The organism is Neobacillus soli NBRC 102451 (assembly GCF_001591665.1).
Lineage (GTDB): Bacteria > Bacillota > Bacilli > Bacillales > Cytobacillaceae > Neobacillus > Neobacillus soli.
On sequence record NZ_BCVI01000035.1, the window covers coordinates 34,163 to 49,756 of the forward strand.

Consider the following 15,594-nt stretch of genomic DNA (forward strand, 5'->3'; position numbering starts at 1 on the left):
TCAATCACCCTTCCCCCATCTAATCGTTGTTGCCCCCCATGCGTAACCAATTCCAGCACTTACTAAAACGATGACATCACCATCCTTGATTTCCCCTTCTTTCAAGGCAAGCTCCAAGGATAAAATCTGATCAATTTGTCCGATATGTCCATAGTCTTCAAGATAAATAGACTGTTCTTCGGACAAGCCTAGTTCTTTTAATACATATTCATGGGCTGATTTTTTCATGTGAAGAATCGCCAGGTAGGAAATATCTGCCTCAGTATAGCCGCTTTTTCTTACAGATTCGCGAATGACCTTTAAAAAATTATCCATCGATTTTTGTTCTAAGCGCTGTTTCATCCCTTCAGGATCAAGCACATCAAGCTTATTCAGGCGTTGATCAATGGCTTCTTTGGTAATAGGGTGCTTGGTACCTCCGGAAATAACTACGACATCCTCCGAAAAAGAACCGTCTGTAATGAGTTTAGTTTCCAATAAGAGGTTTTCGTTCTGCCCCTTTTTTAAAAGAATCGCTCCACCGCCGGCACCAAGATTAAACATGAAACGGGTTCTCGGATTCTCGTAATCAATGAAATCCCCATTGCGATAACCGCCTGCAAGCAGGCAAGTTCGAATAGCAGGATCCGCAATCATCATACTTTTCGCTACTTTTAACGCCATAATGGTCGTACCGCATCTTAAGGCCACATCAAATGCCCAGGCGTTTAGGGCTCCAACTTCTTCCTGAAGTTTAATTCCGGCCGTCCAAAGCGGATATTCCTTATGTTCCTCACCAATATAAATGACAAGGTCAATCTCCAGCGGATCAATTCCCGCTTTAGCAATTGCTTGTTTTGCGGCAATAATCCCCATTTCACAAGTATGATCAAATGGGCCGGGTACATGCTTTTTCTTTATTCCCATTTTTTCTTCGACAACAGGAATAGGGATACCTGCCAGTTCTGCTATCTCTTTTCCGGTTAAACACTCCTTTGGTAAATAAATACCTGTACTAAGGATACCTATCTGCAAAACAATCACCCACTCATCTATGCTTCTTCTGCCATTTCCTTCATAAAGTCCATTGCTTCTTCAATCGACTCAAATAACGTTTCCCGTTCTTCTTGCACATGCGTAACCTTTATTCTCCATTGTTTCTTGCTTGTTTCCTTTTCGATAGCGGCCAGTTGAAAACGAACGACGAAGGAAGCAATTTGATTTATATCCATTGTTTTCTCCTTCTATCCCGCTAATTTCCCCTCTTTTTTAGCAGAATGTTGTTTTTTTCGTTTCCAAGAAATCGAACTTAACGTACCGACAATCCCTCTAGGGAAAAACATAACCACCAAAATATAAATAATGCCAAAGAAGATAATCCAGCGCTCAAATATCCAATGCTCTTTCGCCAGTTCCGTCAGCCAATGATGGGCAAATTCGATTAAACCTGCTCCAATGATGGCACCGACTAATGTTCCCACTCCTCCAATGATCGTCATTAATAAAGCATCTAAGGTGATATCCATTGCAAACACACTTGTATTCACAAATCGAAGCGATATGGCATATAAAATACCAGCTATCCCTGCCAATACGCCCGACATCACACTTGCGGCAATTTTATAATGGAGCACATGAAACCCTAATGACTCCGTTCTTTGTTCATTTTCCCTAATTGCCTGTAGCACCCTACCAAGCGGGGAATTGGTAAACCGCTTCAGGATGAGAAATACCGCAACCATGACGACCATACAAAGCAGGTAAAAATTAGTCCGGTCAATAAACAGTTCCGGGACGCGAAAGGTGAAGCCATCATTCCCATAGGTCAACGTCCGCCATTTTTCTGCTAAGACTAGAAAAAGTCCTGATAACGATAAGGTTAACATCGCATAGAAATGACTTTTTAAACGAAGTGTAAGCAAGCCAACAAGGAAGCTCACGAAACCGGTAATAACAATGGTTGTCAGGACTGCCAGGAGAAAATACCCGAGCGTTGGTTCAAACCGTTTCATAAAAATCCCCATCGAATACGCGCCGATGCCAAAAAACATCGCATGACCAAAGGAAACGATTCCTGTAAAACCTAGTAAAAGGTCATAGCTCATCGCGAAAATTGAAAAAACAAATACCTGTGTTAACAAGATTAATAAATTTCTTGATTCATAAACGAATGGCAATAGGAGTAAAAAAGCTGCAACGATTAGAACAATAGCCGTCATTCTATTTCCCTGAATAAATCTCATGTTCTCACCCCTTCGCCCCAAATAAGCCCTGTGGCCGAATGATTAACACAATAGCCATGAGGAGCATATTCACAGCCAATGATAGGTCCGGGACATAATAAGCCATAAACGAACCGGAAAGCCCGACTAAGATAGCCGCCAAAACGGAGCCTTTAAAATTGCCCATTCCCCCAATGACGACAACAATGAATGCTAAAATCGCGAATTCCATTCCCATACCAGCATGGATTACCCCGGAATAAGGGCCGAGCAGCACGCCGCCAAGCGCCGCCATACCGGCACCAATCATAAAAACAAACATAAACACTTTTTGAATATTAATTCCAAGTGCCTGAACCATTTCTTTATTCATCACACCCGCTCGGACAACTAGACCGATTTTTGTTTTTTTGAGTAAAAATTGTACACCGGCAAAAATAAGAAACCCTACTAAAATGATAAATATCCGGTACTTGATGATAATGACACCGCCAACCTCCCAGCTCCCCTTTAAATAATCAGGAGGCGATGCCGTAAGTTGATTGGGTCCCCATATTACTTTCAACATTTCAGATAAAACAAGCATGAGACCAAGCGTGATCAAAATCTGCTGTACATGGTTGCCATAGACCGGTTTAATGATCCACCTTTCGATAATAATTCCCAGCAGGAATCCTGTTAAGATGGCGCCAACAATGCCAATGACAAAGCTGTCTGTTTTCGCATAAATCCAAAGGCCGCTGTAAGCTCCCCAGGCAAATAACCCGCCATGGGCAAAATTCAGCACATCCATCAAACCGAAAATAAGCGTCAAACCTGCTGCCAATAAAAAGATCAGCATTCCCGTTGCCAAACCATTTAGGGTTAAATTCATGATTAAATCCACGAATACTTCCTCCTTCCTTAGGCAATCCCTAAATATTTTCGCTTCATTCCTTCATCTTCTTTTAATTGCTTCATCGTTCCATGGCTTATGGTTCGTCCATCATCAATGATGTAAAAACAATCACCAATCGTGCTAGCCATCATGAAATTTTGTTCCACTAACACGATGGTAGTTTGATCTTTCATTTGTAGAATGGAATCCATCACTTTCTCAACCACAATTGGAGCCAAGCCTTTACTCGGCTCGTCAATTAACAGCAGCTCGTTCTCATTTATATAGGCCCTTGCGATGGATAGCATTTGTTTTTGTCCTCCGCTTAAAAGGCCGCCCGGTTTTTTCCAAAACTTTTTCAAGTCAGGAAACAGATTTAAGATCCAATCCATTCGTTTCGCGGTTTCTTCATTCTCTTTTTGAATGGCGACTTTCATGTTTTCCTCAACGGTAAGTCCGGCAAAAATCCCCTGGTCTTCGGGTACGTAGCCGATGCCCTTATTAGCAATCGTGTAGGTTGGCAGGGAATGAATCGGTTCTCCTTTAAACGCGACACTTCCTTTCGAAGCCGGATTTAAACCCATAATCGTTCGAAGTGTCGTTGTTTTCCCTGCCCCATTTCTTCCAAGCAGAACGGTTACTTCTCCTTTTTTCACCTCAATCGATATTCCTTGAAGAATATGATATTGTCCGATAAATGTTTCCACATCATTAAGTTCCAATAGGCCTTTCAATTGTTGTGACCTCCTAAATAAGCAGACTGAACCGTTTCGTTTTTCATGATTTCTTCCGGAGTTCCGTCAGCTAACAATGTTCCATTAAACAAGACCATAACTGAATCCGATAAATCCAAAATCATATCCATCTTGTGTTCGATTAGAACAATCGTGCGGTTCCCTTGTACTTTTATTTTTTTAATTACTTCTAAGATTGCTGGAACTTCCTCTAATGACATCCCTGCAGTTGGTTCGTCTAATAAAAGAACTTCCGTTTCAAGCGCCAACAGCATCGCAATTTCAAGTTTCCGTTTTTCGCCATGAGCAAGATTACTTGCCAGTGAATTCTTTTTATCATCTAAAAGGACAAGCTTGAGCCACTCTAATGCCTTTTCCTCAAAAGCTCGATATTTTTTATAATGAAACAGCATCTGGTAACGAATTCCCGCTTGGGATTGAACCGCTAACCGTACATTTTCTAAAACCGTTAAGTTCGGGAATACATTGGTTATTTGAAAGGAACGGCCAATCCCCGCTCTTGTACGGTTTGTTGGTGAAAATTTCGTGATATCTTTCCCGCGATAATAGATTTTTCCTTGAGTGGGGGTTAATTGACCGCTTAGGAGATTAAAAAAGGTTGTTTTTCCAGCACCATTGGGTCCGATGATTGACTTAAAGTGCTTCTCTGGAACGGAAATACTGACAGAATCCACAGCAGTATGGCCGCCAAAGGTAATCGATAAATCATTTGTCTCAATAAGCGCAGACATTCACTTCACCACCTAAATTGTTAGCGTTAGAAATAAGGAAGAGGCTGACCGCGTTTTACTCGGTCGAACCCCCGTCATTTTTACTTGATATTTGCTTACTTGTTGCGGATCGGCGGCGCCGTTTCTTCCGGAGTCAGTTCCCTAACTAGCACTGGCACTGGATATGGAACGCCATCCTTCTTTTCGAGCTTAATCGCATACAATGCTTGCAGGGCTTGGTGATCTTCCGGACGGTAGGTCATTTTTCCTTTTGGTGTCTCAAAGCTCATTCCTTCCATCGTTTTGATTAGTTTATCAGCATCGGCATTCCCCTCTGTTTTCTTCAATGCCTCTACAATGGAAATGGCTGCACTCATCCCGCCAGGTGTAAACAGATCGGGAACGTCGCCGTTAAATTTCTTCGTATGCTCCGCTACAAGCCAGTCATTAATTTTATTTTTGGGCAGGTCATGATAATAAACGGTAAATCCCTCCATACCAATCAATGGCTCCATTGTCGATAATGCCGCAATATCCGGCGCTCCGGTTGAAATCTTGATTCCTTTCTCTTGCACCTTCATGTCGGCAATTTGCTTCCACGGTGAGTTTGCACCAGCCCATACTACAAACAGGTAATCAGGTTTGGCATCGACGATTTTTTGAATATTTGAAGTGAAATCTGTGGCCGCAGGATCCGCATACTCTTCCTTTACAATTTCGGCCCCCAGCTTTTTAGCCGCTTCTTTAAAGGCAGCTACCCCATCACGTCCAAAGGAATAATCAGGTGCAAGCGTGGCAATTTTCACACCCTTTTTCGCAATTGCCGCAGCACCAGCAACAGCATCCTGGGAAGAGTTACGTGCAGAATGGAAAATATACTTATTAAACTCTGAACCTGTAATACTATCAGCGGCTGCCGGTTCCACAACCATTACCTTTTGATATTCCTCCGCCAACGGTAAAACGGCCAGCGTGTCTGCCGAGCTGGACGATCCGACTAGAAAATCAACCTTATCTTCTTCTAATAACTTCGTCGCTTTTTGAACCGCTACTTCTGGTTTCGTTTCTGTATCTTCAACAATGAATTGAATTTTTCTGCCGGCAACCTCCATCTTTCCATCCGTTGCATAATCAAGCCCAAGTTCAAAGCCTCTTAACGTTTGCCTTCCATAGGATTCTAGTGCTCCTGTCTTAGAGGCAAGCACACCAATTTTAATCGGTTCCTTAGTTTCCGTTTTCTTTCCACCAGTGTCCTTCGTCTCTGAAGATGTTTTGTCAGAACTGCAAGCACTGGCAAATATCATCATAAACATAAGTAAACCTAATAATGCCCATTTCCCTCGGTACCCCTTCACACTTCTTCCCCCTTAATATGTTTAGTAACAACCTTGCAAAGCTTTGATTTTATGATAGTAAAAGGTAGTTACAGTGGAGTTACAAAATAAAAACAGCCTTCTTTAAGGCTGCTCAATGGGATTGATCATACTTTCTGATTCAATTATCATGCGGTACATATGCTTTGTCGGTTCTAATGGGGTGACACCCAGTTCATTCTCCAAAACCTCTGTACATTTTTGAAACCACTTCATTGCCTTCGGACGGTTGTTTTTTCGATAATAACAATACATTAGCAAGCGATAGGATTCTTCCCATGTTCTATCTCGGTCTAAGATCTTTTCGCACCAGTAAATTGCTGCATCGTAATTTTCGGTGCGGACCATCAATTGTGCCATTTTCTCCGCACCCCGTAAAAAATAAACGAGCAGGCTCTCTCTCTTGCTTATACACCAATCGTCATAACGGCGGTCAGGTAAATAGTCTCCTTGATAAAGAGTCAATCCTTTTTCTAAAAAGTAAATGGTTTTTTCGTGATCCGATTCATTTAATCCTTCTTGAATCCATACCTGAAATTGAGCCGTATCCACCTCAATTACAGCATGTGGATTTAACCCATAAAACATTCCTTCCCTTATAATGAAAAAGGGAGCAGCCCTTGCCTTCCGCGATGGTTCTAATACATGGTGAAGACTATTGAGGGCCACTTTGAAATCCCGATCAGCACTCTTTTTATCTTGATAGGGCCAAAGGATCTGAATGATTTCATCCTTTGCTATTAGTTCATTTAAAGTAATCAGTAATTGAAACAATTCCTTGGCTTTTTCTCTTTGCCAATCCTTTTCCCCAACCTCCTTCTCACCGAGCCAAAGTTTAAACTGCCCCAAAGTCTGAACTCGAACCGAATAACCCGGATGGGAGTCCAATGCAGTGATCCCCATATCCTGGAGTATTTTTACAACATACGGCTTTTGAATTTCCTCTTTCATACATTCAATTAACAGGGGGACAAACACTTGTAAATCCCTTGGGCCAAAGACAGACCTTTTATGAAAAAAGAATTCATACTCGTGAATTTGCAAGAGACTTAAAAATCCGTCCATCGTTTTCTTAAATAAATCATGTTTTTTCTCTAAATAAAAAACATAGGAAAGCCAAAACTTGCTTAGCATTTGTCCAAAGCCATCCTCACACTGATCAAATAATGCTTTCGTTTTTTCCAAGTAATTAAGCGCCTTCGGCAGCCGTTCATTGTATATGCATGTAATACCCATGCAAAGCGTGATTAATGCAGAAAGCCAAACATCATGAACTTTCTCTGTCTCCTGCAATGCTTTTTTCCCTGCATCCAATGCCCGTTCCAGTTCCCCCCTTACTCCATACAAAATACAGAGTCCCATTAGCGGCTCGGCTTTCCCTCTATCGACATTGAGCCTTTCCATTATTTCTAACGCCGTTTGGTAGCAGTCCTCGGCGAGATTGGAATCATATTTATTCAAAATTTGCACAGCATGACCCATACGAATCCAGCCGCAGGCCTCAACAAATGGGGCGTTTAGACTTATTCCTTGCCTAATGCCTGCTTGGGCAAGCTCCTTCGCCCTTAATCCCTCACCAGTAAAAGCTTCTATTAAGGAAAGCAATAAATCGGTTTCACGGTGGGCTTGTGGCAGCGACGTAACCTTTGTACCCTTAAGCATTTCTTTATCCTTGTAAAGTAATTTCTTCGCTTCATCAAAACGTCCAGTTCTTAAATACAATCTAGCTTCTAAATTCCCGTCAAGAATGGAAACCATTGATTCCTTCGTTCTTTGGATCCATTTTTCAGCCTCAGTAGATTTACCCGAGTTTAACAGATTCTCAGATAGTAGTTGATAGAGTTTACCTTTTTCCTCATCTGGGCCCCAGCTTTTTTCTCGATAGGCAATCGCCTCATATAAAAGCCTTTCGGCGTGATGCGGTTGAATCGTATCCAAATAAATCTTTGCCTTTCCTTCCAGCGCCATACTCATTCCAAGATCATCCTGCTTTTTCTCCGCCCCATTAAAGGCCTTTTCATAACACTCCTCTGCCTCTTTGTATTGGGAACGGTAACGATGAACCTCTGCTTTTAAGTGCTGAAGATGATAGTATGTTTCCATATCCGCTTCAGGAATAATGGTTAATTGATCAGAAAGGCTTTCCAATTTTCCGCTTTCAAGCATCCTAAAACCGTGCTCTTGTAAGATAGATGCAATCGCTTTATAGTGATTAATCCTTTTATAATGATGAAGTGCCCCCTCCCACAATTGTCTTTTTTCATAAAAGCGGGCACATCTTTCGTGAAGCAGGGTAAAGTTTCCAGGATTATTTTTTTGAAAAGTGTTTTCTAAAAACTCTTTAAATAAGGAGTGATATCGATATTGGGTTAAGCCAACCTTTTGAATAAACAAATTTCGGTCTTTTAATTGCTCAAGCATTCCGGAGGCTCCATGAAGCCCAATGACTTCATCACATATTTCTTCCTCAATTTCTTCAAATATCGAAGTTTGCTCGAGAAACTGCTGGACGATGGACGGCTGCTTCGAAAAGACCTCCATCACCAAATACTGAAAAAAGTCTTGAAGGGAGTGTGAGGAGTGTTCAAAAAGCTCAGAAATATCCTGCTTTAGGGGAATCTGTGCAGCAATCATACACAGGGCTATTACCCAGCCCTCTGTCATTCGGTAAATAGTTTGTAAATGTCCGGGCTCGATTTCTAATTGATAAAGATCGGTTAAAAGCAACTCCATTTCTTCAATCGTCAGGACTAAGTCTTCTCTCGTAATCTCTAATAACTGCCCGCAAACTTTCATTTTCGCTAGGTGCTTCCAGCCCGGGCGGCTCCTGCTCGAAATAACGATATGTAAATTGGCGGGGATGTGTTCAAGCAATTTTTCCATCCAACTATTAATCGTATAGGAATGCTCAATTTGATGGAAGTCATCCAAGATCAACGTAATATCAGCATTGACCTCAAGGATTTCATTGATAAAAAGGGAGCATAATAGACTCAATTCCTCATCCCGCATATAGCGGTCCATTGTATCAATATATGTAGATAGTTCCGTTCCAAAGTCAGGGACCACGCGGCAAATGGAATGAATGATATAAGAAAGAAAAGGAAGAATATCGTCATCCATTGACGAGATAGAGTACCAGCAGCCAGGAATTTTTTCGTCCCTCATAAATAAGGCAAGTGCCGTGCTCTTTCCATAGCCTGCTCCAGAATGAATGATTGTCAAGGGATATTCAGGGATCTTCTTCATTTTCCGAGAGAGCTTTGCCCGTCTAATAAAGTCATCCTTTGCATTCGGAATCCGCAGTTTTGTTTGAATAATTGGCAGTTTCATTAATTCCCCCCCTTTCATTTTCACAATATTTACACTATTTTACCATATCAGGAATGCTTAAACCATCTCATAGAAAAATACCACTTCATACCTTAGAGATTTTTCTATGGAATAAAATATGAAGAGAGGAAAAAACTAACTTCGAGGGAACTCATCCCAAATGAGTCGCAGTTAATGGGAGTGTTGTATCATTGTCAATTAAGAAAAAGATTCCGCTGATTTTTTGCCTTATCGTTTTTTTAATATTATTAACTAATAATGCCTTCCATTATATTCGTTCGAAAAACCAGCTACTTGAAAATAATGAACGTGAAATCGCTATGATCACGCAGGAAGTATCGTTTCAGGTTGGAAATACAAAGGAAGGCTCCTTATATGTAGAAAACATCCTTGGCAGGGATCTAAGAATGGCATCGATAGCCATTAAACAGGCACTTCCAGCTAAATATCAAGAGATAACGAATGAACGGTTAACGACCCTAGCGAAAGAAGTAGGAGTCTCGCATATAACCTTGTTAGTGCAAACCTCGGATGACATTATTGGAGTGAGATCGTCAGACCCTGAAGAGATAAACATGTCAACAAAAGATTGGGGTTATTGGTATGATGCCTACCAACAACTACTTGCATTAACTCCCGTTTCTGTTGGAAAAGGGATAACCTTGCCTAATTATTGGTCCGGTCCGATTGAAGTCGCCTCCTCCAATCCTAAACATATTGACAAATGGGGCTACTATTATGATGGGACAACGAATTATATCATCAACCCCTATTTTCGTGACAATGAAGTATTAGCCTATGAGAAACGATTCGGCCCTGGTAAAATGCTGAATGATTTTACAAAAGAAGAAGGAATCTTAGAGTTATCTGTGTTCAATCCAAAGAATTTTGGTAAAAAGAAAGAAATTGTCCATTTAAATGGAAATAGCTACACAAGAATATCTGCTCGGCCTATTTGGTACGGAAAGTATAATTATCGTAACATCAAAACAGACGCAAATTTTATTAAAAAAGCAATCAAAACAAAAGAAATGCAGTCCTACAAAGCTCAATTGAATGGCAAAAGTATCATGAAAACATTTGTGCCCATTTCTCCAACAAATGATCAACCATTCGTCATTGGACTCGTTTATGATTATGGACTTATTCAGGAGGAACTTACGCATGAGCTAATGGTACATATTCTTCTTTCCATCGCGATAATGATTATTGTGTTAATTGTAAGTTTTATTTTTTCTCGTTCGATTACACAGCCGATTGGCTATATCGTTGAGCAGGTCAATGAAATTGCTCAAGGCAATTTCGGAAAGAAATTACATTTAAAACGACAAGATGAGTTAGGCCTTCTTACGGAAAACGTAAATGCCTTATCCAACCATTTGCAAAGCTATGTGAATGATTTGAATAAAAGTAAGGAGCTAATTGAATACCAGGCATATCATGATCCATTAACTGGTTTGTTAAACAGAAGGTATTTTCAAGAAAAATTAACACCACTCATCGATCGTGCCCACGAAACAGGTGAAACGGTGTCTATTTTATTCATTGATTTGGATCGATTTAAACAGGTTAATGACTCGTATGGACATACGAAAGGTGATGAGTTACTGAAAATCGTTGCCGACCGGATTAAGAAATGCCTGCCTGATGATAACCATAACCTCATTACAAGGCAGGGCGGGGATGAATTTATTATTTTATTAATGAATCTCTCTCTCAATGAAACAAAAGCAGCTGCGGAAAAAATCGTATTAAATCTAAAAAGGCCATATTCTTTGGATGATAACGAAATTTACCTCGGTGCGAGCTGCGGTATTAGTATGTATCCCGAGCATACAAAGAATATCGAAAGTCTTGTCATTTATGCTGACCTTGCTATGTATGCAGCAAAAAGAGTGGGCGGAAATAAAGTAATCGTTTATTCTGAGCAATTAATAGAATCAAACATCGAAAAGCCGCGGCTCGAAGCACGCTTAAGAAAAGCCATTGAAACGGGAAACATTGAGGTTTACTATCAACCGAAGGTCAATGTTGATAAAGGGACCATCTTTGGGGCTGAGGCATTATTAAGGTGGAAGGATAAAGAATTTGGGTTTGTCTCACCAGAAGTGTTTATTGCCATTGCTGAAGATACTGGGTTAATTCAACAATTGTGGGAGTTAGTTATGAAAGTGGCCTGTCGGCAGGTTAGCAAATGGAACAGGAATCGTTCCAACCCATTATCGATTTCGGTGAATTTCTCTGCCTGCCAATTTCAAGAACCATGCAATATGGTAAGACGGGTCGAAGAGATTCTTTCTGAAAGTCAATTGGGACCTCAGAATTTCGAAATAGAGATCACTGAAAGTATTCTGCTAAATAATTCAACGGAAATCGTCCAATCACTTCAATCCCTTCAAAAAATGGGCATCGCTATTTCGATTGATGATTTTGGAACTGGATATTCTTCGTTAAGCTATTTGAAAAACTTACCCATTGATACCTTAAAAATTGATAAGTCCTTCATTGAGGATATAAATGTAGATTATGGGAATTCAGAGATCCCAGAGGCGATTATTAACCTTGCGCGCAGTCTTCATTTAAAAGTCATTGCCGAAGGGGTTGAAATGGAGTATCAAAAGGAATTTTTACTATCCAAGAACTGTTTTCAGATGCAGGGATATTTATTTAGTAATCCATTAAGCACTAAGGAATTCGAACAATTCCTTAGTGAATGGAAATAAAAAGCGGAGAGATTATTTTATAAATCTCTCCACTTCCTTTACACTGCTTCCAGAATAATCGATATTTAAGAGCCTTACAGTCATATCCGAAAAGACACTTTGCAATCCTTGGACGAGCCGTTGCCCTTTTCCTGTTTCAGTAAAGCAAATAACCGTTGGGCCGGCACCACTCAGGGCCACTCCGAATGCCCCGTTGAATTTAGCTATCTCCACTATTTCCTGATAGGCGTGGATTAGCGGTTTTCGGTATGGCTGGTGGAAACGGTCCTGCTCCATCATTTTTCCTGCCAGAGTCCAGTTTTGGCTTAAAAGGGCTGCGATCAAAAGATTAGCAGTAGAAGAAGCCTCGGTGGCCTCCTGACGGGAATAATCAGATGGTAAAACGTCACGTGATTCCTTGGTCAATAAGATTTCCTGCGGGATAACGACTGCCATCTCAAAGCTAATATTCGAAATGCTCAGCATGTCTACCTCCATTTGTTGATAACAGCCGATGACCAATCCCCCAAAAAGGGAAGCACCCACATTATCCGGGTGACCCTCAATTTCTGTTGCCAGAAGCAATTTTTCCTGCTGTGTTAATGCCAATCTTCCAACCGTATCAGCAAGTTCAATCCCAGCGACGATCGCAGCAGCACTTGAACCAAGTCCGCGTGCTAAAGGGATATCACTGTCAATATTAATTTTACAAGGAGGTAATTCAACTCCATATTTGGCTGCAGTTTGAAGCGCTATTTGACAGATAAAATGTTGCTCATTTGTGGGGAGACCCTTTAATTCATTGGACGTTGAATAGCATTCCCACTTTTCACTTTTCTCGACCTCTAACGTCAAATATAAATCCACAGCAAGTCCCATCGAATCAAAGCCTGGCCCAAGATTGGCCGTACTCGCTGGAACCTTGATCACAAAACGATCATTTAGTGTCATCCGCGGACAACTCCTCGAATATGTTCGGTTACAGCCCTTTCATCATTGGGTAATTGGATAGGCTTAACAAGGCTGCTTTCTATTGCCGTATCCGGGTCCTTCAAACCATTGCCTGTCAACACAGCAACAATTCTTGTTCCCTTTTCGATTTTTCCATTGCTGATATTCTTATAAACGCCGGCAATCGAAGCACAGGAAGCCGGTTCGGCAAAGATACCTTCAGACGAGGCTAACTTTTTATAAGCTGATACAATTTCATCATCACTGACCTCATCAAACTGCCCATTTGATTCTTGAACAGCGGAAACGGCTAAGTCCCAACTTGCAGGGTTGCCAATTCGAATCGCTGTTGCGATTGTTTCTGGATTTTCAAAGACACGATTATGAACGAGGGCAGCAGCCCCTGCCGCTTCAAAACCAAACATTCGCGGTAAACTAGTGCCCTTCTTATTGGCAAATTCCTTAAAGCCTTTCCAATAGGCGCTGATATTTCCGGCGTTCCCGACTGGAATCGCTAAAATGTCAGGTGCACCCCCAAGCTGCTCAATAACCTCAAAAGCCGCTGTTTTTTGCCCTTCTAATCGAAAAGGATTAACCGAATTGACAAGGGCAATCGGTTCTTCTTCGCTAATATTGCGGACCATTTTTAAGGCCTCATCAAAATTTCCTTCTATCGAAATGATTTCTGCTCCGTACATCATTGCTTGAGCAAGTTTTCCCATTGCGATTTTCCCCTCAGGGATGACAACAATACATTTTATTCCCGCCCGTGCTGCATAGGCAGCAGCAGAAGCGGAGGTATTGCCGGTTGAGGCGCAGATGATGGTTTTACTTCCTGACTCAATCGCTTTAGCGACCGCCATAACCATGCCGCGGTCCTTGAAGGATCCCGTTGGATTCGCCCCTTCTATTTTTGCATAAAGCTCTACATTCCATTCTTTTGATAGTCGTTCAAGTTTTATTAAGGGCGTATTTCCCTCATTTAATGAAAGTTTAGGTGTTTCGTTAGTTACCGGTAAAAATTCTTGATACGCTTCTAATAATCCAGTCCATCTCATAATGATTTCCTCACCACTCTATAAGCGCTTTTTATTTCCTTCACGGCATTTAAATCATATAATTCTAGCAATATTTTATCGTAATTAGTTAACGATGCTTTGTGGGTTACTAAAACGATTTCCGATGATTCATTTTTCTTGATTGGCAGCTGAAGTATTTTTTCAAAGCTGACACCAAATTTTGCAAATATGGCGGTAATATCTGCGAAAACGCCAACCTCATCCTGTACATGGATACGTAAGAAATACTTAGAGTACTTCTCTTCATTTTCCTTTAACCGCTTCGGATATTGCGGTGTAACTGCACTCCGGCCATTCACGCCCAGCCTTAAATTCTTCATGACTCCGACCAAGTCAGAAACGATGGCTGTCGCGGTCGGTAAGCTGCCGGCTCCAGGGCCGTAAAACATCGTTTCACCCACAGCTTCTCCGTAAACATAAACCGCATTATATTCGTTTTGCACGGAGGCAAGCGGGTGATTATTGGATAAGAAGGTAGGGGCAACGCTTACTTCGACTTTTTCGCCTTCTCTGTGCGCGAAGCCGATTAGCTTCATGGTATAGCCTAATTGTTTTCCATAGCTCAGGTCTTCTTCGGTAACTGCCGAAATACCGCTTACCTTCACATCATCCAAATCAATATGCATGGAAAAACCTAATGTAGCCAGGATTGTCATTTTCCGAGCTGCATCCAGCCCTTCCACATCTGAGGTTGGGTCCGCTTCAGCAAAGCCGAGTAGCTGGGCTTCCTTGAGAACCTCGTCATAGGACCGGCCCTCATCGCTCATTTTTGTTAAAATATAATTAGTCGTTCCATTAACAATACCCATCATTTGTGTGATTCGGTCTGATGCAAGTCCATCAACAAGGCCCCTTAGAATTGGGATGCCTCCGGCTACACTTGCTTCATAAAATAAATCGCAGCCATGCTCTGAAGCTACCGTTAACAACTCTGAACCATGTAGGGCCATCAAATCTTTATTGGCGGTAACGACATGCTTGCCTTCGCGAAGAGCAGTGATTAGGTAATCTTTCGTTTCCGCCACTCCACCCATTACCTCAATGACAACATCAATTTCCTTATTATAAAGAATCTCGTCGGCGTTGGATGTTAATAATCTCTCATCCACTTCTACCGGTCTTACCTTATGTAGGTCTTGAACAAGGATTTTTTTAATAATCACCTGACAGCCCACTTGATGGATTAATTTATCCTGATGATTTGCAATAATTTTTACGACACCGGAACCAACAGTGCCTAAACCTAATAACCCAATCGAGATTGCTTTCATGATATCCTCCTGTTCGTGTCCATTTGACGTGTACAAATGTATTTCTGTTGTAGACATTATATGATTCTATTTATTTTTTTACAATAGGTTTGTTTTCAATTATTGGTGGTGTAACCGCTTACTGCCGCATCGCAGTAGGATTACTATTTTTGGGTAAAAATTTTTTATTTTTAAAAGTGAAATTTTTTCCTTTTTATACTTTACAACAGCGAAGTTATGGTTGTAGAATAGTCCCTATATTCATTTAAATTTTGAAATTTCAATCAACTCATTAGAAAAGCACAAGCGCCCGTTTAGCGGCGTATGGACTGGAGCGCTTTGACTGAGATAAAGGAAACACGG

General features: G+C 41.2%; 12 protein-coding genes. 1 reads left to right on the forward strand and 11 read right to left on the reverse strand.

Annotated features, from left to right (window positions below; genetic code table 11):
* The 8 genes from BSO02S_RS12800 to BSO02S_RS12835 all read right to left on the reverse strand — a co-directional run bounded on the left by BSO02S_RS12800 (position 1) and on the right by BSO02S_RS12835 (position 9,249).
* Positions 1-1,014 (reverse strand): 3-oxoacyl-ACP synthase, encoded by a 1,014-nt coding sequence (locus BSO02S_RS12800; protein ID WP_066067551.1) that lies wholly within the window; start codon positions 1,012-1,014, stop codon positions 1-3.
* Between the two features lie 17 nt (positions 1,015-1,031).
* Positions 1,032-1,211, reverse strand: coding sequence for a hypothetical protein (locus BSO02S_RS12805; protein ID WP_066067554.1), 180 nt, complete (start codon positions 1,209-1,211; stop codon positions 1,032-1,034).
* Positions 1,212-1,223: 12 nt separating this feature from the next.
* The gene (locus tag BSO02S_RS12810; RefSeq protein ID WP_066067557.1) at positions 1,224-2,222 is read right to left on the reverse strand and encodes a branched-chain amino acid ABC transporter permease; all 999 of its coding nucleotides are present in this window, start codon (positions 2,220-2,222) and stop codon (positions 1,224-1,226) included.
* A gap of 4 nt (positions 2,223-2,226) precedes the next feature.
* Positions 2,227-3,087 carry a branched-chain amino acid ABC transporter permease gene (locus tag BSO02S_RS12815; protein WP_066067560.1) on the reverse strand — a complete coding sequence of 287 codons (861 nt, stop codon included), beginning with the start codon at positions 3,085-3,087 and terminating at the stop codon, positions 2,227-2,229.
* Positions 3,088-3,104: 17 nt separating this feature from the next.
* Entirely contained in the window at positions 3,105-3,812 is a 708-nt protein-coding gene (locus BSO02S_RS12820) for an ABC transporter ATP-binding protein (protein WP_066067563.1), read from the reverse strand.
* Complete coding sequence (locus BSO02S_RS12825; RefSeq protein ID WP_066067566.1) at positions 3,809-4,564, reverse strand: ABC transporter ATP-binding protein; 756 nt, start codon at positions 4,562-4,564, stop codon at positions 3,809-3,811. The genes BSO02S_RS12820 and BSO02S_RS12825 overlap by 4 nt, the downstream gene beginning before the upstream one ends.
* A gap of 95 nt (positions 4,565-4,659) precedes the next feature.
* Complete coding sequence (locus tag BSO02S_RS12830; protein ID WP_066067584.1) at positions 4,660-5,856, reverse strand: substrate-binding domain-containing protein; 1,197 nt, start codon at positions 5,854-5,856, stop codon at positions 4,660-4,662.
* A 144-nt stretch (positions 5,857-6,000) separates the two neighbouring features.
* Entirely contained in the window at positions 6,001-9,249 is a 3,249-nt protein-coding gene (locus BSO02S_RS12835) for a winged helix-turn-helix domain-containing protein (protein ID WP_066067569.1), read from the reverse strand.
* A gap of 191 nt (positions 9,250-9,440) precedes the next feature.
* Between BSO02S_RS12835 and BSO02S_RS12840 the strand changes: the two genes are divergently transcribed.
* On the forward strand, positions 9,441-11,972 hold the full coding sequence (locus tag BSO02S_RS12840; RefSeq protein WP_066067571.1) for a putative bifunctional diguanylate cyclase/phosphodiesterase: 2,532 nt from the start codon (positions 9,441-9,443) through the stop codon (positions 11,970-11,972).
* A gap of 12 nt (positions 11,973-11,984) precedes the next feature.
* Here BSO02S_RS12840 and thrB read toward each other — a convergent pair whose 3' ends face one another.
* The 3 genes from thrB to BSO02S_RS12855 are packed head-to-tail and all read right to left on the reverse strand — an operon-like array spanning position 11,985 to position 15,255.
* Entirely contained in the window at positions 11,985-12,902 is a 918-nt protein-coding gene (gene thrB, locus BSO02S_RS12845; RefSeq protein ID WP_066067574.1) for a homoserine kinase, read from the reverse strand.
* Positions 12,899-13,960 (reverse strand): threonine synthase, encoded by a 1,062-nt coding sequence (gene thrC, locus BSO02S_RS12850; RefSeq protein WP_066067577.1) that lies wholly within the window; start codon positions 13,958-13,960, stop codon positions 12,899-12,901. Before thrC ends, thrB begins: the two co-directional genes overlap by 4 nt.
* Positions 13,957-15,255: a homoserine dehydrogenase gene (locus BSO02S_RS12855; RefSeq protein WP_342352017.1), complete on the reverse strand. Its 1,299-nt coding sequence runs from the start codon at positions 15,253-15,255 to the stop codon at positions 13,957-13,959. The genes thrC and BSO02S_RS12855 overlap by 4 nt, the downstream gene beginning before the upstream one ends.
* Positions 15,256-15,594: the final 339 nt, after the last annotated feature.